26 protein-coding genes are annotated in these 24,487 nt (G+C 64.1%); 8 read left to right on the top strand and 18 right to left on the bottom strand.

From position 1 onward, the window contains the following. From AC1D0I_RS19510 to AC1D0I_RS19500, 3 genes are all read right to left on the bottom strand, one after another. On the bottom strand, positions 1–237 hold a 237-nt coding region (locus tag AC1D0I_RS19510; RefSeq protein WP_477397089.1), incomplete at its 3' end, for a B12-binding domain-containing protein. A 95-nt stretch (positions 238–332) separates the two neighbouring features. Continuing rightward, positions 333–1,982 (bottom strand): ABC transporter substrate-binding protein, encoded by a 1,650-nt coding sequence (locus tag AC1D0I_RS19505; protein WP_477397088.1) that lies wholly within the window; start codon positions 1,980–1,982, stop codon positions 333–335. A 43-nt stretch (positions 1,983–2,025) separates the two neighbouring features. Continuing rightward, on the bottom strand, positions 2,026–3,576 hold the full coding sequence (locus AC1D0I_RS19500; RefSeq protein ID WP_477226400.1) for a trimethylamine methyltransferase family protein: 1,551 nt from the start codon (positions 3,574–3,576) through the stop codon (positions 2,026–2,028). A gap of 92 nt (positions 3,577–3,668) precedes the next feature. On the opposite strand from AC1D0I_RS19500, the gene AC1D0I_RS19495 reads away from it, so the two are divergent. Next, on the top strand, positions 3,669–4,571 hold the full coding sequence (locus AC1D0I_RS19495) for a LysR substrate-binding domain-containing protein (protein WP_477397086.1): 903 nt from the start codon (positions 3,669–3,671) through the stop codon (positions 4,569–4,571). Between the two features lie 50 nt (positions 4,572–4,621). Here AC1D0I_RS19495 and AC1D0I_RS19490 read toward each other — a convergent pair whose 3' ends face one another. Beyond that, positions 4,622–4,930 (bottom strand): putative quinol monooxygenase, encoded by a 309-nt coding sequence (locus AC1D0I_RS19490; protein ID WP_477397085.1) that lies wholly within the window; start codon positions 4,928–4,930, stop codon positions 4,622–4,624. A 109-nt stretch (positions 4,931–5,039) separates the two neighbouring features. On the opposite strand from AC1D0I_RS19490, the gene AC1D0I_RS19485 reads away from it, so the two are divergent. Both AC1D0I_RS19485 and mutL read left to right on the top strand, forming a co-directional pair. Beyond that, positions 5,040–6,002 carry a GlxA family transcriptional regulator gene (locus AC1D0I_RS19485; RefSeq protein ID WP_477397083.1) on the top strand — a complete coding sequence of 321 codons (963 nt, stop codon included), beginning with the start codon at positions 5,040–5,042 and terminating at the stop codon, positions 6,000–6,002. Positions 6,003–6,061: 59 nt separating this feature from the next. Beyond that, the gene (gene mutL / locus AC1D0I_RS19480; protein WP_477397081.1) at positions 6,062–7,945 is read left to right on the top strand and encodes a DNA mismatch repair endonuclease MutL; all 1,884 of its coding nucleotides are present in this window, start codon (positions 6,062–6,064) and stop codon (positions 7,943–7,945) included. Positions 7,946–7,959: 14 nt separating this feature from the next. Here mutL and AC1D0I_RS19475 read toward each other — a convergent pair whose 3' ends face one another. Both AC1D0I_RS19475 and AC1D0I_RS19470 read right to left on the bottom strand, forming a co-directional pair. Then, positions 7,960–8,304: a DUF2185 domain-containing protein gene (locus AC1D0I_RS19475; protein ID WP_477397080.1), complete on the bottom strand. Its 345-nt coding sequence runs from the start codon at positions 8,302–8,304 to the stop codon at positions 7,960–7,962. Positions 8,305–8,375: 71 nt separating this feature from the next. Continuing rightward, on the bottom strand, positions 8,376–9,269 hold the full coding sequence (locus AC1D0I_RS19470) for a DMT family transporter (RefSeq protein ID WP_477397078.1): 894 nt from the start codon (positions 9,267–9,269) through the stop codon (positions 8,376–8,378). Between the two features lie 92 nt (positions 9,270–9,361). Here AC1D0I_RS19470 and AC1D0I_RS19465 point away from each other — a divergent pair, with 92 nt between their 5' ends. Further along, positions 9,362–10,288 (top strand): LysR family transcriptional regulator, encoded by a 927-nt coding sequence (locus AC1D0I_RS19465; protein WP_477226393.1) that lies wholly within the window; start codon positions 9,362–9,364, stop codon positions 10,286–10,288. On the opposite strand, the gene AC1D0I_RS19460 is transcribed toward AC1D0I_RS19465, so the two are convergent. Continuing rightward, positions 10,285–10,884 (bottom strand): hypothetical protein, encoded by a 600-nt coding sequence (locus AC1D0I_RS19460; protein WP_477397076.1) that lies wholly within the window; start codon positions 10,882–10,884, stop codon positions 10,285–10,287. The genes AC1D0I_RS19465 and AC1D0I_RS19460 overlap by 4 nt on opposite strands. A 124-nt stretch (positions 10,885–11,008) precedes the next feature. Between AC1D0I_RS19460 and AC1D0I_RS19455 the strand changes: the two genes are divergently transcribed. Beyond that, positions 11,009–11,242: a DUF2093 domain-containing protein gene (locus AC1D0I_RS19455; protein ID WP_095085946.1), complete on the top strand. Its 234-nt coding sequence runs from the start codon at positions 11,009–11,011 to the stop codon at positions 11,240–11,242. Between the two features lie 36 nt (positions 11,243–11,278). Here AC1D0I_RS19455 and AC1D0I_RS19450 read toward each other — a convergent pair whose 3' ends face one another. From AC1D0I_RS19450 to AC1D0I_RS19420, 7 genes are all read right to left on the bottom strand, one after another. Next, positions 11,279–11,770, bottom strand: coding sequence for a hypothetical protein (locus AC1D0I_RS19450; protein ID WP_477397074.1), 492 nt, complete (start codon positions 11,768–11,770; stop codon positions 11,279–11,281). A gap of 47 nt (positions 11,771–11,817) precedes the next feature. Continuing rightward, positions 11,818–12,843, bottom strand: coding sequence for a tetraacyldisaccharide 4'-kinase (gene lpxK / locus AC1D0I_RS19445; RefSeq protein ID WP_477397073.1), 1,026 nt, complete (start codon positions 12,841–12,843; stop codon positions 11,818–11,820). Between the two features lies 1 nt (position 12,844). Beyond that, positions 12,845–14,161, bottom strand: coding sequence for a lipid IV(A) 3-deoxy-D-manno-octulosonic acid transferase (gene waaA, locus AC1D0I_RS19440; RefSeq protein WP_184871010.1), 1,317 nt, complete (start codon positions 14,159–14,161; stop codon positions 12,845–12,847). Beyond that, positions 14,158–14,949, bottom strand: coding sequence for a lysophospholipid acyltransferase family protein (locus AC1D0I_RS19435; protein WP_477397071.1), 792 nt, complete (start codon positions 14,947–14,949; stop codon positions 14,158–14,160). The genes waaA and AC1D0I_RS19435 overlap by 4 nt, the downstream gene beginning before the upstream one ends. A 5-nt stretch (positions 14,950–14,954) precedes the next feature. Then, positions 14,955–15,200 carry a DUF4170 domain-containing protein gene (locus tag AC1D0I_RS19430; protein ID WP_477306052.1) on the bottom strand — a complete coding sequence of 82 codons (246 nt, stop codon included), beginning with the start codon at positions 15,198–15,200 and terminating at the stop codon, positions 14,955–14,957. A gap of 76 nt (positions 15,201–15,276) precedes the next feature. Beyond that, a complete protein-coding gene (locus tag AC1D0I_RS19425; RefSeq protein ID WP_477306050.1) occupies positions 15,277–16,080 on the bottom strand; it encodes a 3'(2'),5'-bisphosphate nucleotidase CysQ in 804 nt (267 codons plus the stop codon). Beyond that, the gene (locus AC1D0I_RS19420; protein ID WP_477306048.1) at positions 16,067–17,410 is read right to left on the bottom strand and encodes a TldD/PmbA family protein; all 1,344 of its coding nucleotides are present in this window, start codon (positions 17,408–17,410) and stop codon (positions 16,067–16,069) included. The genes AC1D0I_RS19425 and AC1D0I_RS19420 overlap by 14 nt, the downstream gene beginning before the upstream one ends. A gap of 165 nt (positions 17,411–17,575) precedes the next feature. On the opposite strand from AC1D0I_RS19420, the gene AC1D0I_RS19415 reads away from it, so the two are divergent. Continuing rightward, positions 17,576–17,992 (top strand): VOC family protein, encoded by a 417-nt coding sequence (locus tag AC1D0I_RS19415; RefSeq protein WP_477306046.1) that lies wholly within the window; start codon positions 17,576–17,578, stop codon positions 17,990–17,992. A gap of 28 nt (positions 17,993–18,020) precedes the next feature. On the opposite strand, the gene epmA is transcribed toward AC1D0I_RS19415, so the two are convergent. Further along, positions 18,021–19,079 carry an EF-P lysine aminoacylase EpmA gene (gene epmA, locus AC1D0I_RS19410; RefSeq protein WP_477306044.1) on the bottom strand — a complete coding sequence of 353 codons (1,059 nt, stop codon included), beginning with the start codon at positions 19,077–19,079 and terminating at the stop codon, positions 18,021–18,023. Between the two features lie 113 nt (positions 19,080–19,192). Here epmA and efp point away from each other — a divergent pair, with 113 nt between their 5' ends. Together efp and AC1D0I_RS19400 are read left to right on the top strand one after the other, a co-directional pair. Then, positions 19,193–19,762, top strand: coding sequence for an elongation factor P (efp, locus tag AC1D0I_RS19405; RefSeq protein WP_095085972.1), 570 nt, complete (start codon positions 19,193–19,195; stop codon positions 19,760–19,762). A gap of 190 nt (positions 19,763–19,952) precedes the next feature. After that, a complete protein-coding gene (locus AC1D0I_RS19400) occupies positions 19,953–20,492 on the top strand; it encodes a dihydrofolate reductase family protein (protein WP_477306042.1) in 540 nt (179 codons plus the stop codon). A 126-nt stretch (positions 20,493–20,618) separates the two neighbouring features. Here the strand turns inward: AC1D0I_RS19400 and AC1D0I_RS19395 are convergent, their stop codons facing one another. The 3 genes from AC1D0I_RS19395 to AC1D0I_RS19385 all read right to left on the bottom strand — a co-directional run bounded on the left by AC1D0I_RS19395 (position 20,619) and on the right by AC1D0I_RS19385 (position 24,434). Beyond that, complete coding sequence (locus AC1D0I_RS19395) at positions 20,619–21,491, bottom strand: patatin-like phospholipase family protein (protein WP_477306040.1); 873 nt, start codon at positions 21,489–21,491, stop codon at positions 20,619–20,621. Positions 21,492–21,496: 5 nt separating this feature from the next. Beyond that, positions 21,497–22,747: a M16 family metallopeptidase gene (locus AC1D0I_RS19390; RefSeq protein WP_477306038.1), complete on the bottom strand. Its 1,251-nt coding sequence runs from the start codon at positions 22,745–22,747 to the stop codon at positions 21,497–21,499. 298 nt (positions 22,748–23,045) lie between these two features. Beyond that, complete coding sequence (locus tag AC1D0I_RS19385) at positions 23,046–24,434, bottom strand: M16 family metallopeptidase (protein ID WP_477306036.1); 1,389 nt, start codon at positions 24,432–24,434, stop codon at positions 23,046–23,048. Positions 24,435–24,487 lie beyond the last annotated feature (53 nt).

The following is a 24,487-nucleotide window of genomic DNA, read 5'->3' as shown; positions in this document are numbered from 1 at the left end:
GGCCGACAACAGCACTTCGGGAACGAACAGGATGCCGTCGCGAAAATCCTCGCCGACGATGCGCATGCCTTCGACCAGCGCTTCGGTCAGCACCTTGTAAGGCGCCCAGCCGCGCTCGAGCAGGATGTTGGTGCCTTCCTCGATCTCTTCCTTCAGCCCGTCATAGAGATCGTCGTGCATCTGCTGCACCAACTCGTCGTCGGAAAGTTCGGAAAGGATGATCTCGTCGTCGGACATTTTGCCTGCGCCAATTGCTTGCCAGTGATTTGCGGGCCGCCGGCACCTTTGTCATAGGTGCCGGCGGCATTTGCTTGTAGGTCTCGGGAGTTAAATCAGGCGTCCAGCCAAACGTTCTGGAAGTCCATTTCGTAGGTCTGGTGCATTCCGTAGTTCTTCACCTTCTTGCTCATGTGGCAGTAGAGCTTCTGCCAGAACGGCTGGATGATGACGCCGGAATCCTGCAGGATCTGCTCGACGTCCTTCATCACCTCCTTGCGCTTGGCAGGATCGGCCAACGAAAGCGCCTGCTTTAGCTTGGCGTCGAAATCGGGGTTGGCATAGGCCGTTTCGTTCCAGGCCTCGCCCGAGCGATAGCCGAGCGCCAGCACCTGGACGCCCAGCGGCCGCATGTACCAGATGGTCATCGAGTACGGATACTTCGTCCAGTCGTTCCAGAAGGTCGAGCCTGGCAGCACCGTACGCTTCACCTTGATGCCGGCATCGCGCAATTGGCCGGCGATCGCATCGCCGGTGTTCTTCTGCCATTCGTCCTCGACGGTGATCAGCTCGTGCTCGAAGTCGGCCTGCCCGGCATCCGCCATCAGCTTCTTGGCGGCGGCGGTATCGCGTGTCTTCTTGGGCAGCGGATAGTATTCGGGATGGATCGGGGCGACGTGGTGGTTCTCGCCAACCGTGCCGAGCCCGGCGTAGCCGAGTTGCATGACGGCGTTGTTGTCGACGGCCATCTGCAGCGCATTGCGCACCCGCTGGTCGTCATAGGGCTTGTGGGTGATGTTGGTGCGGGCAACGAGCGTGGTCGCCGTCGCCACCTCCGATTTCACCAGATCCATCTTGTCGAGGGCGTCGATGAAGTCGGCCGGCGTTTCGAAATCGAGGTCGATCTCGCCAGATTCGAAGGCATTCAGCGTGGCGTTGAAGTCGGTGCCGTAGTCGATGAACTCGACACCGTCGAGCGGCGTTTCACCACCCCACCACTTGCCGTTCTCGCGGCGCTTGACGATCGCCTTCGAACCCACTGCATAAGACACCAACTCGAAAGGTCCGGTACCGATCGGCTTCTTGATCGGGTCGGCGCCATCCTTATCGAAGTCGCGATGCACGACCAGCGCCGGATAGTCGGTGAAGCCCGGTATGATCGCGATGTCGGGTTCGGTCAGCTTCAGCTTGACCGTGAGGTCATCGACCTTGATGATAGCGCCATCCCTGGCCTTGCCGGTCTTTGTGTCGATCAGCGCGCCGACGCGTGCCGCCATGGAATTGCCGGAAGCACCCTTCTCGCACCAGCGGTTCAGATTGGAGACCACGTCATCAGCGTTGAAGGCGTCACCGTTGTTCCAGGTGATGCCTTTGCGCAGATGCAGGGTGTATTCGGTGGCGTCGTCATTGACGTCCCAGCTTTCGAGCAGGACCGGCTCGAAAGTGAACTGGTGCGTATAGCGGACGAGCGGCTCCAGCCAACAACGGGTGACGTTTGCCATCTCGGTCCAGTCATAGGTGCGCGGATCCTTCTGCGCCTTGACCGACATCGCGACATGCAGCGTTCCACCCTTTTTCGGTTCATCGGCCAGAGCCTTTGTCGGCGCGGCAAGGCCGATCATGCCATAGGCGAAAGCCGTCGACGCGCCGAAGGCGCTGGCCAGCGCCAGGAATTCGCGCCGGTCCATGCGGCCTGCACGCGTCTCTTTCGCCATTGTCTCGATAGCGCCCGGCACGCGGTCGCCATTGCTTCTGAAGAGCGTCATGTTTTCCTCCCTTGGTTGTTCCGTCAGGTCTTCGCCTGTCACATCAACTAACGCTGTTCGGCAGTTTTTCCTCACGCCGCGCGATAAAATCCTTAAGTCCCTCGGCGATGCCCTCGTCGAGCTTCGGCTCCTCATAGTCGGCCAGCATGTTGCGCGCCTTCTCGCGGCCGCGCGTGTCGTGGTCCTTCGCGCCTTCGGCCTTCCACTGTTCGTACGAATTGAAGTCCATGATGGTGGGCATGAAGAAAGCGGACTCGAAATGTTCGAGCGTGTGCTGGGTGCCGAGGAAATGGCCCTGCGGCCCCACCTCGCGGATCGCGGCCATCGCTTCCTTGAAATCGTCGAACGGAAGGCCGCCTGCATATTTGTACCAGCCGATAAGCTGCTCGCAGTCGGTGGCGAATTTCGAATAGCCGCAGGTGAGCCCCGCCTCCAGCCATCCGGCCGAGTGCCAGATGTAGTTGGCGCCGGCGAGGATGGCGGCGTGCATCAGCATGTTCGCCTCGTAGCCGGCCTGGGCGTCATTGAGCTTCGAGCCGACATGGAAGCCGGACGTGCGCCAAGGCAGCCGGTATTTCCGCGCCAGCGCGCCCATCAGGTACATCATCTGGGCGGCCTCCGGCGTGCCGCCCATCGGCGCTCCGGTCTTCATGTCGACCGTCACCATGAACTGGCCGTAGATCTGCGGCGACCCCGGACGCAGGAGCTGCGTGAAGGCGACGCCAGCGAGTGCTTCTGCATTGACTTGCGCCACCGCGCCGACGGCAGAGGCCGAAGTCGAGGCGCCGCACAGCGCGAAGGGCGCCAGGATCAACGGCTGGTTGTTGCGCGCATAGACCTTCATGGCGTCCAGCATGGTGGCGTCCCACACCAGCGGTGAGTTGCAATTGGTGATCGATACAAGCACCGGGTTGTCGCGGACGAACTCTTCGCCGAAGACGATGCCGGCCATCGCCATCGTGTCTTCGGCGCGTTCCTTCGAGGTGACAATGCCCATGAACGGCTTGTCGGAGTGCTTCAGCGCCGAATGGATGATGTGGAGGTGACGCTTGGGCACCGCAATTTCCATCGGCTCGCAGATGACCGAGCTCGACGAGTGCAGCGCCGGCGCCATGTAGGCGAGCTTGTGAAAATTGCTGAGGTCGGCGAGCGAACCGTACCGCCTGTTGTTGTCGAGGTCGCGCACATAGGGCGCGCCATACATCGGCACGAAGATGGAATTCTTGCCGCCGACGCGGACGGTACGCTCGGGGTTGCGAGCATTGAGGGTGAATTCCGGCGGGACCTTCGAGACCAACTCCATCAAGAGCGCACGGTCGATGCGGACGCGCGTCTCGGATACATCGGCTCCGGCAGCCTTCCACAGGGCGATCGCCTCATCGTCGCGGAATTCACAACCGACCTCTTCGAGGATCAAGAGCGATTCCTGGTGGATCAACTCCACCGCCTCGTCAGGCACCATCTGATAGGCGGGGATCTGGCGCACCAGCGTAGGAAACGAGGCTATGGGAGCGCCGCGTATCGCCTTGCGCCCCAAGCGACCGCCGCTTCTGCGGTTGGCGTGTTCGGTCACTGCAACGGCCGGTTCATTCATGGCAACTCATCCCTCCAACAGCCCGTCAACTTAGCGAGACGGAATATAGCTGTGACGCTGGAAAATCCTGATCTCTTGTATAAACTCTCCTTATGCGAAGCCTGCGCCACCTGCTGCCCTCCGCCGGCAGCCTGATCGTCTTCGAGGCGGCCGGCCGGCTGTCGAGCTTCACCGCCGCCGGGCGCGAGCTCGGCATGACGCAGGCGGCCGTATCCTACGCCGTGCGCGGGCTGGAGGAACAGCTCGGCGCCAAGCTCTTCCAGCGCCGCCACCGCCAGGTTCTCCTGACGGAGGCCGGCGAGCGCTTCCACGCCGACGTCTCGCTCGGGCTGTCGCATATCCGCAAGTCGGCGGAGGATCTGCGCCTGCAGGCGACCGGCGGCCATGTGACGCTGGCCGCCTCGACCGCCTTTGGCTCGTTCTGGATGATGCCGCGCCTACAGCAATTCCGCGACGAACTGCCGGGCGTTGACCTGCGTATCCAGACCGCCGACCGCGACCTCGATATCATCGCCGAGGGCATCCCGCTCGGCGTGCGCGGCGGCGTGCCGCGCGACTGGCCGGACTATCATTCGCTGTTGCTTGCAGACGAGGAGATCTTCCCGGTCGCGGGCCCCAGCTACCTGGCGAAGTTTGGGTTGCCAGAGACTGTCGCCGAACTCGCCATGCATCGGCTCATCCATCTCGAGGAGCCCTACCGCGAGGCCCCGAACTGGGACGAATGGTTCGCGGCAGCCGGAACCAGCCTCCGTAATGCCGAGCGCGGGTTGCGCATCAATGATTATGCCTTGGTGATTCAGGCGGTCATGGAGGGACAAGGCATCTCGCTCGGCTGGCGGCATCTCGTCGAGCGCCTCGTGGCATCAGGCCTGTTGGTGCCGGTGACGGATCATGTGCTGAGGACCGGCATCGGATTCTACGTCATCTGGCCAAAGAACCGCGAGCTCAGCGACAATGCGCGCAAGGTAAGAGATTGGCTGGTGGCGCAGGCGTAGGCTCGCCAGCGCAACCCGGCGCGTGACCGGATTGCGTTCCGCCGAAAGGATCAGACCAAGCCGTCGTTCTTGAGGCCGAGCACGTCGATCTTGTCGATGGTCGGCGGGCCAACGAACAGCGTTTCGGCATTGGCCATCAGCGCCTTGGCAATCTCGCCGGTGAGATGTGCCTGCCGCCCTGCTTCGTCGTGAAAGGCATCGAACACGCCGAAGACGCTTGGCGAGAGCTGCAGGGCGAACCAGATCGGGGTCCTGGCTTCCCGATTGGCCAGTTGCAGCCCGGTGTTGAGGAACGCGGCGACATCCTTCTCCTTGCCGGGCTTGGCTTCGAAGCGTGCGAACAATGCAAGTTTGATCATTTGTCTTCTCCTCGTCGTTGTGCGGCCAAGGCGGCCATCGAAACGACAGTCGCAGCATCGAACCGGAAAGCGTATTGGCAAAAATGACATCTTTGATATCATTATTGCCATGAACATTTCCGTCCTCGCGCTTGATGGCGTCTTCGACACCGGGCTGGCCACGATGCTCGACGTGTTCGGCACCGCCAATGAGCTGGCAGGAATGCTGGCATCCCCGCCCGGCTGTTTCGCCGTGACCATTGTCGGGGTGAGCGACATGGTCCACACCGCGCAGGGCCTTCAGGTGCCGGTCGTCTCGATGGGCAGCGAGCCCGAGCCCGACTGGCTGGTGATCCCCGCGATCGGCCAGAAGATGCCCGGCCCGCTTGGCGAGGCGCTGAAGCGAAGCGACATTGCCAAGGCGACCAAGGCATTGCGGGCTGCCGCCGATGCCGGCGCGCGCATCGGGGCGGCCTGTATCGGTACTTTCATCCTGGCGGAAACCGGCCTGCTCGACCGTCGGCCGTCAACCACGACCTGGTGGCTGGCACCGATGTTCCGGCAACGCTACCCGCAAGTGCGGCTCGATGCCTCGCGCATGCTGATCAATGACGGGCAGTTCGCAACCGCCGGAGCAGCACTCGGCCACATCGACCTCGCTCTGATGGTCATTCGCCAGACAAGCCCGGAACTTGCGGCGCTGACCGCCAAATATCTGATCGTCGACAGCCGGCCGCTGCAGTCGGCCTATGCCATCTCGGACCATCTCGCCCATTCGAACCCGCTGGTCGAGCGTTTCGAGCGATGGGCGCGCGGCCATCTCGCAGCCGGCTTCAACCTAGACGAAGCGGCCGCGGCACTGGGAGCCAGCAAGCGCACGCTGTCGCGGCGGGTCAACGATGTGCTTGGCAAGACACCGCTGTCCTATTTTCAGGATCTGCGGGTAGAGCAGGCTGTCCATTTGTTGAAGACCACATCCGACAGTGTCGATGAGATCGCCGCGAAGGTCGGCTATGGCGACGGGGTGACGCTGCGCAATCTGTTGCGCCGGCGGCTACACAAGGGCGTGCGTGAAATCCGCACCGCAACTTGATCCACCGACCTCGCGATATTGCCTCTCCCGCGCCCCCCGAATCCGCCTATAGTATCTCCATGCCCATTCGCCAGCTTTCCGAAACGATGATCAACCAGATCGCCGCCGGCGAAGTCATCGAGCGTCCGGCAAGCGTGGTCAAGGAACTGGTCGAGAATGCGCTCGATGCCGGTGCCGGCAAGGTCGAGATCGTCACCGCCGGCGGCGGGCTGAACCTGATCCGCGTCACCGATGACGGCTCCGGCATTCCCGAGCCGGAGCTGGCGCTGGCGATCGCACGTCACTGCACCTCCAAGCTCACCGCGGACATCAACGACATTCGTTCGCTGGGCTTTCGCGGCGAGGCGCTGCCGTCGATCGGCTCGGTGTCGCGGCTGTCGATCCGTTCGCGGACAGCAACAAGCGACAGCGCCGCCGAGATCGGCATCGAGGGCGGCCGCGTCTTGCCCGTCAGGCCGGCGGCAGCCAACCGCGGCACCTCGGTCGAAGTGCGCGACCTGTTCTTCGCCACTCCCGCCCGACTGAAATTCATGAAGGGCGAGCGCGCGGAAAGCTCGGCTACCAGCGACGTGGTCAAGCGCATCGCCATCGCCTTCCCCGCCGTGCGCTTCACATTGGCGGGTTCGGATCGCTCGACCCTGGAATTGCCGGCGACGGACGACAGTCCGGAAGGTAGCCTGCGCCGCGTCGCCCAGGTGATGGGCGCCGAGTTTCCGGACAATTCCATTGCCATCGACGCGATGCGCGAAGGCGTGCGTCTGACCGGTCACGTGTCGATCCCGTCCTTCACCCGCGCCAACGCGCTGCAGCAATATGCCTATGTCAATGGCAGGCCGGTGCGCGACAAGCTGATTGCCGGCGCCATACGCGGCGCCTTCGCGGATGTCCTGCCGCGCGACCGCCATGCGGTGACTGTGCTGTTCCTGACGCTCGATCCGGCCGTCGTCGATGTCAACGTCCATCCGGCCAAGGCCGATGTGCGCTTCCGCGATCCCGGACTGGTGCGCGGGCTGATCGTCGGCGCTGTCCGGCAAGCGCTCGCGGATGCCGGCATCCGCGCAGCCACCACGGGCGCTGCCGGCATGATGGCGGCGTTCCGGCCTGGTGCGGCATCCTACGGCCACGGCGGGCCGGCCAATGGCCACCGCAGCTATGAAGCATCCTACCATGCCTCCGGCCCAGCCGGCTTTGATCCGACGCGCTCGCCGCAGCGGCCGCTCGACATGGGGTTCGAAGGGGCGGGTTTCGAGGGCCCCGGCCAGCACGGCTTGGGCGAAAATGAGCAGGCGGCCTTCGATGCCGGCCCGCTGACCAGCGTCGATGCACGCGCCGGGCAGAGCGAAGCGGCCGAGACGCTGCTTGGCGCGGTGTTGGGTGCGGCACGCGCTCAGGTGCATGAGAACTATATCGTTGCGCAGACCAGGGATTCGCTCATCATCGTCGACCAGCATGCCGCGCATGAGCGGCTGGTCTATGAGGCGCTGAAGAACGCGCTGCATTCGCGCGCGGTGCCATCACAGATGCTGTTGTTGCCGGAAATCGYCGACCTGCCGGAAGAAGACGCCGAACGGCTGGCGATGCATTCCGAGACGCTGGCCCGCTTTGGACTTGGCGTCGAGCGTTTCGGCCCGGGTGCGGTCGCGGTGCGCGAGACGCCGTCGATGCTGGGCGAGACCAATGTCCAGCAACTGGTGCGCGACCTTGCCGACGAGATCGCCGACAACGACACGGTCGACACGCTGAAGGAGCGGCTGGACAAGATCGCGGCCACCATGGCCTGCCACGGCTCGGTTCGCTCCGGCCGCCTGCTCAAGGCCGAGGAGATGAACGCGCTGCTGCGCCAGATGGAGGCGACACCCGGCTCCGGCACCTGCAACCATGGGCGGCCAACCTATATCGAACTCAAGCTCGCGGATATCGAGAGGCTGTTTGGGAGGCGGTAGAGGTAGTGGCCGACTTATACTTCGCCCGGAGGTTCGAACTTCTCACGGACGAATTTTCCATCGACTCTAAAAAAGGCAGTTCCGAAAGGAGCTTCTAAGCAAGTCGCTATCAGCGGGTCGTAATTCGCGATTGTATTGACATCGTACAAGCCAAAATTATCTGGGTTGTCAGCGTACTCGTCAGATTCATCACCGGCAAAAAAGCGCCAACCGCTGTCGGTCGGATGATCTGGCGTTTCGCGGTAGAGATAGCCGACTTGCGCGCCATCCACAGTGATCCGGTCAGCAGCGATACAGCTGCCGTAACCGATCGCGATCGGGCGAAACGTCGACGCGTCCCGAAAAAACGTCCTCGGCATTCACAACTCGCTGCTGGTGCCCGTATCTCTAGTCAGCTGAGTACGCCGCCAACAGTCAAGTACCGCTCGCATCACCTCTTCAAGTTCACCACGATGACGCCGCCCAGCGCCAGTGCGCCACCAAGCATGCCGAGCAGCGTCGGCACTTCGCCCAGCCAGAAGAAGCCGATCAGGGCTGACATGGGCGATACCAGATAGAGGAAGTTCGACGCACGTGCAGCCGGCAGGCGCGACAGCGCGGTCGCCCAGGCGGCATAGGCGATCAGGCTGGGCACGATGCCGAGAAAGATGACGGCGCCAAGGCCGGCCGTTTCGGCGACCGCTGCCTGCGCGAGGCCGCTCGGCAGGAACGGCGACAGGCAGAGAGCGCCAAGTATCATGTTCGAGGCCGAAATGGTCAGCGGGTGGTGGCGGGCGAAGAGCGGCTTCTGGACGATGGTGTTGACGGCCGAGCAAAGCGCCGAACCCAGCACCAGCAGCGCCCCGGCGTTGAAATGCAGGCCGTCCCCATCGCCGATGGCGATGATGCCGATGCCGGCGAAGGAAATGGCAGTGCCAACCCATGCCGTGCCGGAGAAGCGTTCGCCAAGCAGCGCCATCGCCATGATGGCGGTGAAGATCGGGCTGACATTGATGATGAAGCCGGCAGCGCCGGCCGAGACGGTCAGTTCGCCGAAATTGAGCATTGCCGTGTACAGCGCCACGAAGATGGCACCGCCAAAGGCCAGGCGCCACAATTCATCCAGCCTCGGCAGCGCCGGACGCTTGACGGCGAGGAAGATCGCCGCCGGCACCGCGGCGATGGCAAAGCGCAGCGCGCCGAGTTCCAGGGGCCCGAAGGCGGCAAGGCCAGCGCGGATAGCCGGAAAGGCAGAGGCCCAGCCGACCACCGTGAGCGCCACCGCGATGGCTGCCGTGGTGTCCATCCGTTGTGTCGGATTCAACGTGCTGGTCATTGCGCTCATCTCACTGTCCTCGTGATTCTCGTGCCCTGAAATGCAGAAAACGCCTTTTCGGGCCAGTTGACAAACGACCAAATCGAGGATCAGCTGTGACTATGGATCACAGCTCAGACACAATGGTGCCGCTCGAAACGCTGCGCGCGTTCGACGCGGCGGCGCGGACGGGCAGCTTTTCGGCGGCAGCTGAAAAGCTCAACATCACCCACGGCGCCGTCAGCCGGCAGATCGCCAAGCTCGAGGACTGGCTGGGGCTGAAAGTGTTCGATCGCGGCGCGCGCGGTGTCTCGCTGACGATCGAAGGCAACCGCCTGCATCTGCGCACGGCGGAAGCCTTCGCGCTGATATCGACCCATTCCGACCGCTGGGTCGAGCCGCGCGGCACCGCGGTGGTGCGCCTGACCTCGATCCCTTCGGTCAGCGGGCTGTGGCTGATGCCGCGCATGGCGGCGCTGGAGAACAATCCGTCCAAGCTGCGCATCGTGCTCGACGTCGATATCCGCCAGGCCGACCTTGCCGATGAGGGCATCGATCTGTCGATCCGCTGTGGACGCGGCGGCATTCCGGGTCGCGTCTCGGTGCAGCTTTTCGAGGAACATGTTTTTCCCGTCGCATCGCCCGAGCTTGCCCGCGAGATCGGCCGTGGCGACCCTGCCCGGCTGCTCAAATTTCCACTGATCAACGATTCCGATGCTTCGGCCTGGCGTGCATGGTTTGCCGCGCAAGGCATGGATTACCGCCCGCGCCCGCAGGACCGGCGCTTCGAGGACTACAATCTGGTGCTCGATGCCGCAGCCTATGGGCTCGGCATCGCGCTGGCGCGCCCACCCCTGACCGGGCATCAATTGAAGGCCGGACGCATCACCGCCGTCGACGAGCGCACCGCGCTCAATCCGGTGTCCTACTGGCTCGACCGACCGATGGGACGGCCACGTGCGGCAGCGGCAGAACTGGCGCGCCGTATTGCGGTGCAGGCAGGACTTGCATCGGAAAAGATGGAAGCCTTTATCGAGGCTGAGGGTTAGCGCAGCACCACCAGAACGAACCCGACGACCGCCGCCGCCAGCAGCCCGGCAGTCAGCGACATCAGCCCGACACTCGTCCGCCTGTTTTCAGGCCTGGCCGCTTCGCTCGGCCCGGCGGTTGCACGTTCTCGCCTGGCCACGGCATTGCTGGCTGGGGTGCGGCGCAGCGGCAACAGCTCGGATGCGAGAAGCGGTAGCCATGGCAAGATCGCCGGCCTTTCCGGGGCACGCTCATCGCCCCTTGCCAAAGGCACCGCCAAGCCACGCTGCACAGTGTCGCTGCCAGTTGGCCTCCTCGCTGCATTGGCCACCGGTATGGCATCGCCGGCTGCTTCTCCGCCCGGTTCCGCGAGTGCCAGATAGGCCTGGATTATTTCGGCCGAGGCCGTCTGCTGCGCTCTTATCGCTGTCGCCTGCGACAGCACCGGCAAAGTCGGTGTCGCCACGGGTCGCACGGGTGCGCCTGAAGGCGCCGGCGGCGCCACCAGCGCCTTCACCAGTGCCGTTTTGACCGGATCGGCCTTTGCCGACGGCACGGCCTGCGGCGTCATCGCTTCCCTGAGCAAGGCGGCAAGACGAGCGGAGGAAATGTCCATGGTGCCCCGACAACAGCATTTTCCGCCCAAGAATAAGGGGGCAGCATTGTCTCAGGCTTGTCACATGCTTGACCTAGCCGCCAATTTGTGGCGATGAAATCCTCATGAACCTCGGCGCCGCTGCATGATGAACCGTTTCGAAGGCCCTGGCGGCAAGGAAGCCCGTATCCGCTATCTCGATGGCGACTTCCAGGTTACCAGCCCGGGCGCTTTCGTGCGCTGCGCGGTGACCGGCGAAAGCATCCCGCTCGATGAGTTGAAATACTGGAGCGTCGCCAGGCAAGAGCCCTACATCAACGCTGCCGCTTCGCTGCGCCGCGAAATCGAAGTGCAGCCGGAGCTACGCAGCCGGCGCTAGGTCTCGAAAATCTGATTTGCCTGATAGTCCGCAGCGCTACGGCGTTGAGGATGCCGGCACGTTTTCGACTCTGAACTCGAATTCGTGGATAAGGCGATCACCAATGAGCACCTTGATGGAATACCGCCCAGTCGGGTCGCCCTCGGCCACGCACCAGCCATGCGAGATCCATCCGTCTTTCGGCTTATAGAACAAGGTGGTCTCGGAGACTTTCCGATCACTCGATATCTTGCTCGAGCTATACTCGTTTCCGTCTATGCCACCCCACTGCTTCGGGACTGCGGGAAGAGTGAACACCTCCGTCGCCGATACCAACTTGTCGCCCAGCCCCAGCCGTATGCGCCATTCATAGCAGGCGCGATCAGCAATAAGCGGAACAACGTTTGAGTGCTCAATGTGGGCAACACCGTCCGCACCGGTGACCGAGACCAGAAATTCAGTGTCAGTCGTGGTGGATGTTTGCGCCGAAGATGGGTTTGCGACCGCCGCAAGGGCACAACCGACAAAGAGCGCCTGCAAACTGACCATTCCACCCTCCGCGCCAAAGCCGTTCTGGCTTAATGATTGTTGCTCGATCAGCCCTTCAGCTTTCGTTGACGCCAGGCATCCAGCGTTTCGTCGATGATGCGTTCGGGCACGCGATCGAGCTCGAAAACCGTGTCGATTGCCAGGACCTCGAGCCGGTCGAGAAAGTCCTGTGGGGCGCCATGCCGCAGCCGGGCCGCGTCCTTGGCCGTGGTGATGAGGCCGAGCCCTTCGGCGCGTGCCGTCGCTACCAGTTCGGCGAGCTCGTCCTCGCCATAGAAATGATGGTCCGGAAACGGTCGCGTCAAGGCCAGTTCGCCGCCGGCCTCGCGCACCGTGTCGAAGAATTTTTCGGGATGGCCGATGCCGGCGAAAGCCAGGAACCGCTTGCCGGCAAGCCCCTGCTTGCTGCTCGGTTCGGTGTGGGCCTCGAAGATCGGCCGGGCGGCGCGTGCCGCCTGGCGGACCACCGCGTCGGCGGCGGTGCCCTCGCCCATCTTCAACAACCCGCTGGTGAAGACCAGCTGGTCGACGATCCTGGCCCGGAGCGGACCGCCCGGAATGACGCGGCCATTGCCGATGCCGTAGCGCGCGTCGACGACCACCAGCGCATAATCGATGTGGATGCGCGCGCTCTGGAAACCATCGTCCATGATCAGGAAATCGCAGCCATGCCTTTCCAGCAGCAGCCGGGCGCCGGCGGCGCGGTTCGGCGTCACCGCCACCGGCGCGTGTTCGGCCAGGAGCAGCGGCTCGTCGCCGACATGCCTGGCGCTGTCATGATGGGCATCGACGACATGCGGCTCGGCGAACGAGCCGCCATGGCCGCGTGACAGGAAACCGGGTTTGAGCTGCATGCGCTTGGCCTGTTCGGCCAAGGCGATCGCCACCGGAGTCTTGCCGGTGCCGCCGACGGTGAAGTTGCCGATGCACAGGACCGGCGCCTCGATCTTCTCGCGCCGGGCGCGCCGCATGCCGCGGCCGGCGACGAGCGCATAGATGGCCGACAGCGGCGACAGTGCCAGGACCCGCCAGTCCGGCTTTTCCCACCAGAATGGTGGTGCTTCGGAAGCCACCTTAGCGCCCGTTCGCGCCCTTCAGGCGCGACTTGATGACCAGCGGCTGGATGTAGGGTTCGAGCGATTTCAGCGTGCGCGCCAGCGCGCCGCGCATCTCGTCGACGGTTGCCACGCCCGCAGCCATCATTTCGTGACGCGCCACTTCGTTGGTCAGCAGGAAATTGACAGCGCCGGCCAACATGTCGCGATCGCGCACAAGCTTGGCGCCGCCGCTGTCGAGCAGGCGCTGGTAGGCCTCGCGAAAATTCTGCACATTGCGGCCGGCGAGTACCGCCGTGTCGAGCATGGCCGGCTCGAGCGGGTTCTGGCCGCCTTCCGAGGTCAGCGAGCGGCCGACAAAGGCGATTTCGGTCAGCCTGAGATAGAGCCCCATCTCGCCGATCGTGTCGCCGAGCAGGATGTCGGTGTCGGCGGCGATCCGGTCGCCCGTGCTGCGCCGCGCGACCGTCAGGCCCATGCCCGAAATCTGTGCGGCAAGCGCCTCGGCGCGATCGGGATGGCGCGGAACGACGATGGTCAAAAGACCATGATGGCGTTTGTGCAGCGTCGCATGGACCTCGGCGGCGACCACCTCTTCGCCATCATGGGTCGAGATCGCCGCCCAGGTCGGGCGGGCGCCGATCTGACGCCGCAGCGTCGCCAGCACTCGTTCGTCGACAGGCGGCGGCAAGGTATCGACCTTGAGGTTGCCCGACACTGTCACCGGGCGGGCGCCGAGCGCAAGGAAGCGCTCGCCATCGACATCGGACTGGGCAACGACGTGGGCGAGATTCTCGAACAGCGCCTCGGCGATGTTGGCCCGTTTCTTCCACGAGGTGAACGAACGGTCGGACAGCCTGCCGTTGACCAGCACCTGCGGCACGCGGCGCGCGCCAAGCTCAAGAATGGTCATCGGCCAGATCTCGGATTCGGCGATGATCGCCAGATCCGGCTGCCAGTGATCGAGAAACCGGCTGACCGCCGGCTTGAGGTCGAGCGGCACATATTGGTGGATGATGCGATCGCCGAGCCGCTCGTCGACGACCTGCGCCGAGGTCACCGTGCCGGTCGTCAGCACAATGTTGACGCCGTAATCGAGTATGCTTTCGACCAGTGGCACGACGGCCAGGGTCTCACCGACGCTCGCCGCATGGATCCAGATCATCGGCCCCTCGGGGCGTGGTCGGCCGGCGACGCCGTAGCGCTCGCGGCGGCGGCTGCGGTCTTCCTTGCCGCGCGAGGTGCGCCAAGCGACATAGGGCCCGACCAGCGGATAGGCGGCGGCACCGGCGAAACGGTATGCCGTCAACATGGTTCGCGCCCAGCGACCGCTCATCGCGGACCATCCACGAGACGGTAGGCCTCGGCAGTCGCGGCGTTGAGCGCGACCGTGATTTCCTGGCGCTTGCGCTCCATTTCGGCCTCGTCGGCGCCGATCGGCACGAAGATCGGCGCGCCGATGACGATCGACGAGCGGCCGAACGGCAGGTTGATGGTGGTCTTGTCCCAGCTCTTCTCCAGCACCTTGCGGCGGCTGGTGGTGATGGCGACGGGCAGCAGAGGCCGACCGGAGAGGCGTGCCAGAAGAACGATACCAAGTCCCGCGTCACGCGGCGTGCCGTGGGGAATGTCGGCGATCATGGCGACGTTCTTGCCGGCGGCGAGCGACTTTTTCAGGGCGATGAGCGCCTTTGCCCCGCCCTTGTCGAGATGCCTGGCATTGTCACGCCCGCCCGAACCGCGCACCGCCTCGATGCCAAATTTCCCCAGCATCAGCGCGTTAAGCTCGGCATCGGCGCTGCGCGAGACCATCGCGACCAGCGGCTTGCGCCTGGGATAATAGGCTGGGGTCAACAGGTGCTGGCCGTGCCACAGGGCGATGATGCCGGGCTCGAATTCGGCATAGGCGCTGCTCGAAAACCGCGCCGACCCATCGACGACGCGATTGGTCATGCGCACCAACCGCACAAACTGGGCGAACAGGCTGGCGATGGCGTTCTTGACGAATCGCGACTGCGCCAGCGGTTCGCGAATCCTGCGCCAGAAAGCCTTGGTCGTGCGGCTGCGGCCCCTGCGCACGGGCGTGGGCTCAGTGGCTGGCTCTTTCGCCAGGTCTTGCTCCATCGAGGTCAACCGACAGCCTTGTTGTCGGGGTCCAGCAGCCGGTGCAGATGAACGACGAAATAACGCATGTGGGCATTGTCCACGCTGGCCTGCGCTTTGGCTTTCCACGCCGTGCGCGCGGATTGATAGTCCGGATAGATGCCGACGATGTCGAGCCCGTCGAGATCGCGGAACTCGGTGCCGCCAAGCTTCGTCAGTTCGCCACCGAACACCAGGTGCAAAAGCTGCTTTTTTCCGTCTTCCGCGGCCATGTCGGTCCTTCACATATCGTGAGTTTGTGACAGGTCTAGACCAAAGCCGTCGACTTTGGAACCTTCGAAAACGCTTTCACCCATCCAGCCCGGCAATGACGCCGGCGAGCACGGCCAGCAGTTCACCGCTGCCGGCGGCGAGCGCGCCGTGGCGGGTCACCTCGCCGGCATAGAGCGGGGCGCGGCCATGCCGGTCGAGCAACTGGCCGCCGGCCTCGCGCAAAATGAGATCGGCGGCGGCAATATCCCAGTCATGCGCGTTCGGCTTGACGAAAGTGGCATCGAGCGCGCCATTGGCGATCATGGCCAGCCGATAGGCGAGCGACGGGCTGTAGGGCGCCCGCTTCAGTCGCGCCTGCCAGTCGGTCGGCATCAGGTCGGTCAACTGCTTCAGCCCGGAAATCTCGGCCGTATCCGCCAGCTTGCGCACCGCGATGCGCTTGCCGTTGCGGAAGGCGCCCTGTCCGGGCAGCGCCCAATAGGTCTCGTTCATCGCCGGGCATTCCAGCACGCCGGCAAGCGTGCGGCCACGCTCGACGACGGCAACGCTGACGCACCAGGTGCGCTGGCCTTCCAGGAAGCCGCGCGTGCCGTCGATCGGGTCGACGACGAAGGTGCGGCGCGCCGAAAGCCGCACCGGATCGTCGGCTGTTTCTTCCGACAGCCAGCCATAGTCGGGCCGCGCCGCAAGCAGCGTCTGGCGCAAATAGGCGTCGGCGGCATGGTCGGCTTCGCTGACCGGCGATGTGCCGCCCTTCATCCAGACTTGCGGGTTGTTGCCGAAGTAGCGCATGGCGATGACCCCGGCCTCGCGGGCGGCATCGCGCAGCAAAGGCAAATCCTCGGTAGCACTGGCAGAGATCAGGTCATGCTCCGGCAAGGGTCATGCCTTCGATCAGAAGCGTGGGGGCGGCGGTGCCGAAATTCCGGTCGAGGTCATCAGCCGCCACCATGTTGAGGAACATGGTCTTCAGGTTCGAGGCGATGGTGACCTCGGCGACGGGATAGGCCAGCGCACCATTTTCGATCCAGAAGCCGGAGGCGCCACGGCTGTATTCGCCGGTGACCATGTCGACGCCCTGGCCGAACACCTCGGTGACGTAGAAGCCGGTCTTGAGCGATTTGATCAAATCCTCGGGCGACCGTTCGCCGGGTTCGATGGCGAGATTGGTCGAGGACGGCGAGACGGACGAGCCGCCGCGCGAACCGCGCCCATTGGTGACGAGACCAAGCTCGCGCGCGGCCGATGTCGACAGGAACCAGTGGTTGAGCACGCCTTTTTCGACCATGAACAGCTTCTCGCCCTCGATGCCTTCGCCATCGAACGGACGCGAGGCCTGGCCACGCTGCCTGAGCGGCTCGTCGGTGATGGTGATCGCGGAGGCGGCCACCTGCTTGCCCATCATGTCGCGCAGGAACGACGTCTTGCGCGCGACCGAGGCGCCGTTGATGGCGCCGGCAAGATGGCCGGCGATGCCGCGCGCGACGCGCGGGTCGAACACAACGTCAATCGGCCCGGTCGCCGCCTTGCGCGCGCCGATACGGCGCACGGCACGTTCGCCGGCCTTGCGGCCGATGTCTTCAGGCGCATCGAGATCGGCAAAATGCTGGCGCGAGGAGAATTCATAGTCGCGCTCCATGCCAGTGCCCTCGCCAGCAATGACGCTGGCCGAGCGCGAGAAACGCGACCCGACATAGTGGCCGAGGAAGCCGTGCGAGGTGGCCAGCACCAAGCCGCCGAGGCCGGCACCGGCGCTGGCGCCGGCCGAATTGGTCACGCCCTTGACGGCAAGGGCCGCCGCTTCCGCCGCAAGTGCCGCTTCCTTCATTTGATCGGCCGACACCTCGGTGGCGTCGAACAGGTCGAGATCGCGCGTCTGTTTCACCAGCAATGCCGGGTCGGCCAGCCCCTGATAGGGGTCCTGTGGCGACACTTTCGCCATCGCCACGGCACGCTCGGCTAGGGTTGCAGGATCGGATGCTGCGGTTGCCGAGACGCTGGCCACACGCCCATCGACGAAGACGCGTAGCGAGACATCCTCGCTCTCGGCCGATTCGGTGCCCTCGACCTTGCCGAGCCGCACCGACACACCGGTCGAGCGGCTGCGCACGGCCACCGCATCGGCGGCGTCGGCGCCAGCCTTCTTGGCAGCTTCGACCAGAGCCGCGACACGGTCGGTCAATTTTGCTGCATCTGTGATATCGGTCATGCGCGTGATCCTGCTGGCGCGGCGAGCTTTGGCCGCAGCCACCATCTATTGTTCCGGTCCGGCTTGTGCAATGGCATAGGCTTCAATCAAAATGCATCGGTTCACGGTTCAGATCTCGAACCGAGGCATGGTAACCCGGTCCGCAGCCCGCTCGGAGCATTTTCGATGACGCCTTTCCATCTCGCCTTCCCGGTCCGTGATCTCGATGAAACTCGCTTTTTCTATGGCGAGGTGCTGGGTTGTGCGATCGGCCGCTCATCGGCGACCTGGGTCGATTTCGATCTTTACGGCCACCAGATGTCGGCGCATCTGCGGCCACAGGCCATGCCAGCCGTCAGTGACGGCAAGGTCGACGGCATCGTCGTGCCGATCCCCCATTTCGGCGCCGTGCTCTTGATGGACGACTGGCAGCGGCTGGCGACGCGGCTGGAGGCGCGCGGCGACATCGACTGGCTGGAACGGCCAATGGTCCGCTTCAAGGGCGAGCCCGGCGAACAGGCGACGCTGTTCATCCGCGATCCCTCGGGCAATGCGCTGGAATTCAAGGGCTTTCGCTCACTGGAGCAGGTTTTCGCGCACTGAGGCGCCGGGCAGGCAGCGAACCCGTGGTTCAGGACGCCGAGACAGGCGTCCAGATGACATCATCGATTTTCTGCGCGCCCGTCGCCAGCATCACCAGGCGGTCGAAGCCGAGCGCGATGCCGCTGGCCTGCGGCATGATGGCAAGGGCGGCGAGAAAATCCTCATCCAGTGGATAGCGCTCGCCATAGATGCGCTCTTTCTCGTCCATCTGGATAATGAAGCGCCGGCGCTGCTCGTCGGCATCGGTCAGTTCGCCAAAGCCGTTGGCGAGCTCGACGCCGCAGCAATAGAGTTCGAAGCGCTCGGCAACGCGCGCATCCCTGGGGCTTGGCCGTGCCAATGCCGCCTCGGCCAGCGGATATTCGCACAGGATGGTCGCCCGCCCATGGCCGAGCAACGGCTCGATCTTTTCCACCATCACCCGGCTGAACAAATCGGCCCAGCTGTCGTCAGATGCGGTGCGCAGGCCGGCCTGGGTCAAGGCGGCATAAAGCGCGTCCCGGTCGGTGGCGCCGTCGGCGGCGACCGTGGCCAGCAGATCGATGCCGGCATAACGGGTGAAGGCATCCGCGACCGTCAGCCGTTCCGCCTCGGCAATCGGATCGCAGTCGCGGCCCCGGAAGGAAAAGCGCGTCGCCCCTGCCCTTGTCGCGGCCAGCGCCAACATGGCCGCGCAATCCTGCATCAGGCTCTCATAGGCCTCGCCCACCCGGTACCATTCGAGCATGGTGAATTCGGGATGGTGCAAGGGGCCGCGCTCGCGGTTGCGGTAGACCGGACCGAGGCTGAAAATGCGCTGTTCGCCGGCGGCAAGCAGCTTCTTGCAGGCGAATTCCGGCGAGGTGTGGAGATAAAGCGGCGACCGCGTGCCGTCCGGTCCGATCGCTTGCGTGGTGAAAGCCGCCAGGTGTGCCTCGTTGCCGGGCGAGACCTGCAGGGCCGCCGTTTCCACCTCGACGAAGTCTTCGGCGGCGAACCAGTCACGCAGGCTGGCGGCGATGGCGTTGCGCAGCATCAGCCGCGGGCGGCGGTCGGTGTGGACATGCGGCGTCCACCAGGGCGAGGCATCGGGCGACGTAACGTTCATGGGGCTCAGATCATATGGAATGGGGCTGGCGGTTGCGGCCAAGATGCGCTAGTTCGCAGCGGACGGCTGCTGAAGCCGATTTGTACCAATCAACCATTTCAGGATTGTAAGCCGTGGTGAAAGTCATCGCCAGTTCGCTCCGTAAAGGCAATGTCGTCGACAAGGACGGCAAGCTTTATGTGATCCTCTTTGCCGAAAACATCCACCCAGGCAAGGGCACGCCGGTGACCCAGCTCGACATGCGCCGCATCGGCGACGGGGTGAAGGTTTCGGAGCGCTACCGCACCACCGAGCAGGTGGAGCGCGCCTATGTGGAAGAGCGCGAGCACACCTTCCTCTACGCCGACGGCGAAGGCTATCATTTCATGAATCCGGAAAGCTACGACCAGGTGGCGGTGTCGGAAGCCGTGGTCGGCGACATGGCGCCTTATCTCCTGGAGGGCATGGCCGTGCAGTTGTCACAGTTCAACGGCATTGCCATTTCACTTGTGCTGCCGCAGCGCGCCACCTTCGAGGTGGTGGAAACCGAGCCGACGACCAAGGGACAGACCGCGTCTTCATCCTACAAGCCGGCCGTGCTCTCCAACGGCGTGCGCACGCTGGTACCGCCACACATCGCCCCCGGCACTCGCGTGGTGGTGATGACAGCGGACGGGGCTTACGTGGAGCGCGCGAAGGACTGAGGGGGAGCCTTCGCTCACAAACCCTTTGGGCTATCGTCGATGATCAGGTACGGGCGTCGGCGCGGTGGCCGTGGTATCGGTCTTCGTAAGCTCGCGCTGAAAGCCCTTCTGACAAAGCGCCCCGATTTTTCATGCAGCGTGTCGCACAAGGCCCGCATGGTTCGTCCTCTGATGGAAGAAGGAGAACGCCATGCGAAAACTTATCGTCACCGAATTCATCAGCGTCGATGGCATTGCCGAGGTCGAGAAGCTGCCCGGCGTGACCTGGAACGATGAGATGAACAGGTTCAAGGAGGACGAGCTTGCCGACAGCGGCGCCATGCTTTTGGGGCGCACGACCTATGAGATTTTTGCCGGCTCGTGGCCCAAGGAAACCGGAGATTTTGCCGACCGGTTCAATGCGCTGCCAAAATATGTCGCATCGACCAGCCTGAAGGCGCTCGACTGGAAGCCGGCCGAATTGCTGAAGGGAGCCCTGCCGGAAGCGGTCAGGGCGCTGAAGCAAGGCAGCGGCGGCAACATCTATGTGCATGGCAGCCTCAGCGTCGCGCAGGAACTGCTGCGCCACGGCCTGGTCGATCGCGTCAGGCTGCTCAGCTACCCCGGCGCTGTCGGCCAGGGCAAGCCGCTGTTCCCCGTCGGCGAGGCAGTGGCGCTCGAGCTGATTTCGGCGACGCCTTTCAGCAACGGCGTGGTGGCGCTGGAATATGTGCCGGTGGCGAAGTCGTAGTTGGCTTCGTGGATGACAACAGCGCTCGACTTTAAGCCCTTGTTTTCATGCATGTCGTTGTCCCAAAACTGGGGCCACATTTGAGCGACATGCATTGGACGATCAATTGCCGACGTCGCTCCGCCTTCACCCGGCCTTCTTCCTCCGCCTGCCCTTGACGGCAGCGCCATTCCTAGCCTCCACCACCCGCTCGACCTCTCGCTTCAGCTGATCCTTTATGTCGGCCGTATCGTTCATCAAAGCCTCGATCTTCAGGAAATCGAGCACGCGGTATTTTGATACTGCCGGGCGGACCAGGATGTCGGGGCTGCACTGCTTCAGCTTGTTGGCGATGATCGACTGCATCATCAATTGCGTGGCGCCGAACATCAGGTCGACGGAGGTCGGGTGCCTGCGGTCGGCTTCTTCCGGCGCGCCGACCACGTCGACGCCGATGATGATGTCGGCGTCGTTCTCGATCAGGTCGAACGGCACGGGGTTGTAGATGCCGCCGTCTATCAGCAGCCTTCCGTCGCGCGTCACCGGGCGGAACACGGCGGGTATGGCCGCCGAGGCGGCAAGTGCCGAGTGCAGGTCGCCGTCATGGAACACGGCGAGCTTGTGGCCGAAATAGTCGGTCGCCGTCACCTTGAGCGGGATCTTGAGCTCGGCGAAGGTCTCGGGGATAGCCTCGGGCAAAAAGGCCTTCAGGATGCGCTCGACGTTGAACTGGCTGACGCGGATGCCATTCTGCATGGCTTCGGCGATAGTGCCCGGCCGCGCCCGCCACATGCGGCTCGCCACTTCGGCGCGGCGGCCGAGGATCGAGCGGGCGTAGTCGTGGATGTCCTTGCCGGTCATGCCGGCGGCCATGCCGGCGCCCATGATGGCGCCGATCGACGAGCCGGCAATGGCCACCGGCCTGATGCCCAGTTCGTCCAGCGCCTCGATGACGTGGATATGCGCCAGCCCGCGCGCGCCGCCGCCGCCGAAGGCGATGCCGAAGGTCGGGCTCGTCATTGGGCTCATCCCTTGCCGGCCCCGGCCAGTTTCGGGCCGATAACCATGATGGTCGGCTCGGCCGACAGCAGCTTTTTCGCCGCCGCCTTGACCTGATCAAGCGTCACCGCGTTGATATAGCCGGCGCGACGCTGCATGTAGTCGATGCCGAGATCGTCGAGCTGCAGCTCGACCAGCGTCGAGGCAATGGAACTCGAAGAGTCCAGATTGTTGATGGCGTAGGCGCCGATCATGTATTTCTTGGTCGCCGCCAGCTCAGCCTCGGTCGGGCCTTCCTCGGCCAGTTGCTTGACCACGTCGCGGACGATGCCCAGCGTCTCGGCCGCTCGGTCCGACCGGGTCCCGGTGCTGACGACCAGTGCGTCGGCATGGTCCTGGTTGATCAGCGAGGAGTTGACGCTGTAGGCCAGCCCGCGCTTTTCGCGCACCTCCTGGAACAGGCGCGAGGTGAAGGTGCCACCGCCGAGGATCTCGTTCATCAGCACGGCGGCAAAAAAATCCGGCGCCTTGCGCTTCACGCCGGGATAGGCGAGCTGCAGCGAGGTCTGTGGCAGGTCGTAGTCGACCTCGACATGCTGCGCCAGCTTCGGGTCGATATCGGCCACCGGCCTCAGCGCCTGGTTCTGCGGCAGATCGCCGAACACCATGTCGAGCTTCTTCTTCAGCGTCTCGGGGTCGATGGCGCCGACCACGGCGACATGCAGGCCGCCGCGCGCGAACACCGCCTTGTGCAAGGCTTTCAAATCATCCGGCGTGATGGTGGCGATGCTCTGCCTGGTGCCTTGGTCGGAGCGGGAATAGGGATGATCGCCATAGAGTGCGCGCGCCCATTTGTCCTGCGCGACCGTATCGGGATCGTTCTCGCCGGCGATGATGCCGGACAGGATCTGGGCGCGGATGCGGTCGATCGGCGCCGGGTCGAAGCGCGGCTGGTTGACCGCCAGCCGCAACAGGTCGAACGCCTCGTCGCGCTGCTCGGCCAGCATGCGCATCGAGCCGTAGATGCCGTCGCGGCTTTCGTCGAAGCTCATCTCAGCGCCGGCATCGTCGAGCTTGATCTGGAAGGCTTCTGAGTCGAGCGGGCCGGCGCCTTCGTCGAACAGCCCGGTCATCAGATTGGCCAGGCCCTCTTTGCCAACTGGATCCTGCGTCGAGCCGCCGCCGAAGACGAAGCGGATGGCGACGACCGGCACCGAATAATCCTCGACCAGCCAGGCGGTGATGCCCTTTGGCGAGGTGACGGACTGGATGTCCATGGCGCGAGCGGTGAGTGCCGGCAGGATCAGGAAGAGGATGGAGAGGAAAAGGGTCGCAAGCGCTGCGGCAGCGCGCCGGGCTCTTCCTTCTCCCCTTGCGGGAGAAGGTGGATCGGCGCGTAGCGCCGAGACGGTTGAGGGGTGTTGGACGGCGTACGGACGGTGCCAAGCGGGAGCACCCCTCATCCGACCGAGCTGCGCTCGGCCACCGCCCTGGGGCGAGCCACGGGTCTCGCCCCGTCCTTCGGACCCCACAAGGGGGAAAGAAAGAGAGCGGCGGTGCTGGTTCGTCATCAAATCAGTTCTCCGCCTTGACTTGCGGCAGCAAATAGCCGGTCGTCGACCGGTCGAGCACCAGATAGCGCGCGGCGACGGCCTTGATCTCGTCTGCTGTCACCTTGCGGATGCGCTCTGGCCATTGCTGGACGTCTTGCACATTGCCGCCGGTGGCCAGCGTCGAGCCATATATGTTGGCCATGGACTCCTGCTTGTCGCGGGCAAAGATCATCGAGCGCACGTAGCGGTCCTTGGCCTTTTCCAGCTCCGATGGCGTGACGCCGTCCCTGGCGATGCGCGCCACCTCGGCATCAACCGCCGCTTCGACATCGGCGAGCTTGGCATCGCCGCGCGGGGCGCCATAGACGGTGAAATTGGTGTCGTCCAGCATGGTGCCCTGGAAATAGGCGCCGGCGTTGGACGCGATGCCTTGCTGGACGACGAGTGCCTGGTAGAGCCGGCTGCGGGTGCCGCCACCGAGGATCTCGGCCAGCAGGTCGAGTGCTTCGGCCTCGCCCGGCTTGCCCGAGTGATAGGACGGCACCACCCACTGCGTAGAGAAACTCGGCACGCTGACACGGGCGTCCGAGAGCGTGACCGTGCGCTTGGTGTTCTGCTCGGGTTCAACCGGACGGATGCGCGGCGGCAGATCGGGCCCGCGCGCCACCTTGCCATAGGTTTTCTCGGCCAGTGCCCGCACCGTGTCCGGTTCGACATCGCCGGCCACGATCAGCACGGCGTTGTTGGGCCGGTAATATTTGTCATAGAAGGCGGTGGCGTCGGTGCGGTTCAGCTGCTCCATCTCCTGCATCCAGCCGATGACCGGGATGCGGTAAGGCTGGTTCTGCCACAGCGTGGCGTCGACTTCCTCGTCCAGCACCGCCTCGGGATTGTTGTCGATGCGCGAGCGGCGCTCCTCGAGGATGACGTCGCGCTCGGTCTTGATGACGTCGTCGGTGAGGATGAGGTTGCGCATGCGGTCGGCCTCGAAACTCATCATCAGCTCGAGCGCCGACGGCGCCACCGTCTCGTGGAAGGCAGTGTAGTCGTAGGAGGTGAAGGCGTTGTTGGAGCCGCCGATATCGGAGATGGCGCGGTCGAACTCGCCGGCCACATGGTGGGTCGTCGCCTTGAACATCAGGTGCTCGAAGAAATGGGCGATGCCGGATTTTCCGGGCGGCTCGTCGGCGCTGCCGATCTTGTACCACACCATGTGGGTGACGATCGGCGCGCGGTGGTCGGGGATGACGACCACCTCCATGCCGTTGTCGAGCAGGAAATCCGTCACCTTGAACGCGTCCGGCTTCGCGTTGGCCAACACGGTGCTGTCGGCCAGGACCGGGCCGGTCATGGTGATAGCCAGCGATGTCGCCAGCAGTGTTGCGCGCAGCCATTCAACCCTAGATGTCATCAATGGCTCCGTTTTCCAGGCAGGACGATAGGCAAGGCGCTGGCGACAGCATA

Source organism: Mesorhizobium sp. P2_D1, assembly GCF_056404455.1.
Note: the sequence above shows the minus strand (reverse complement) of the source record. Positions and strands in the feature narration are given on the sequence as shown.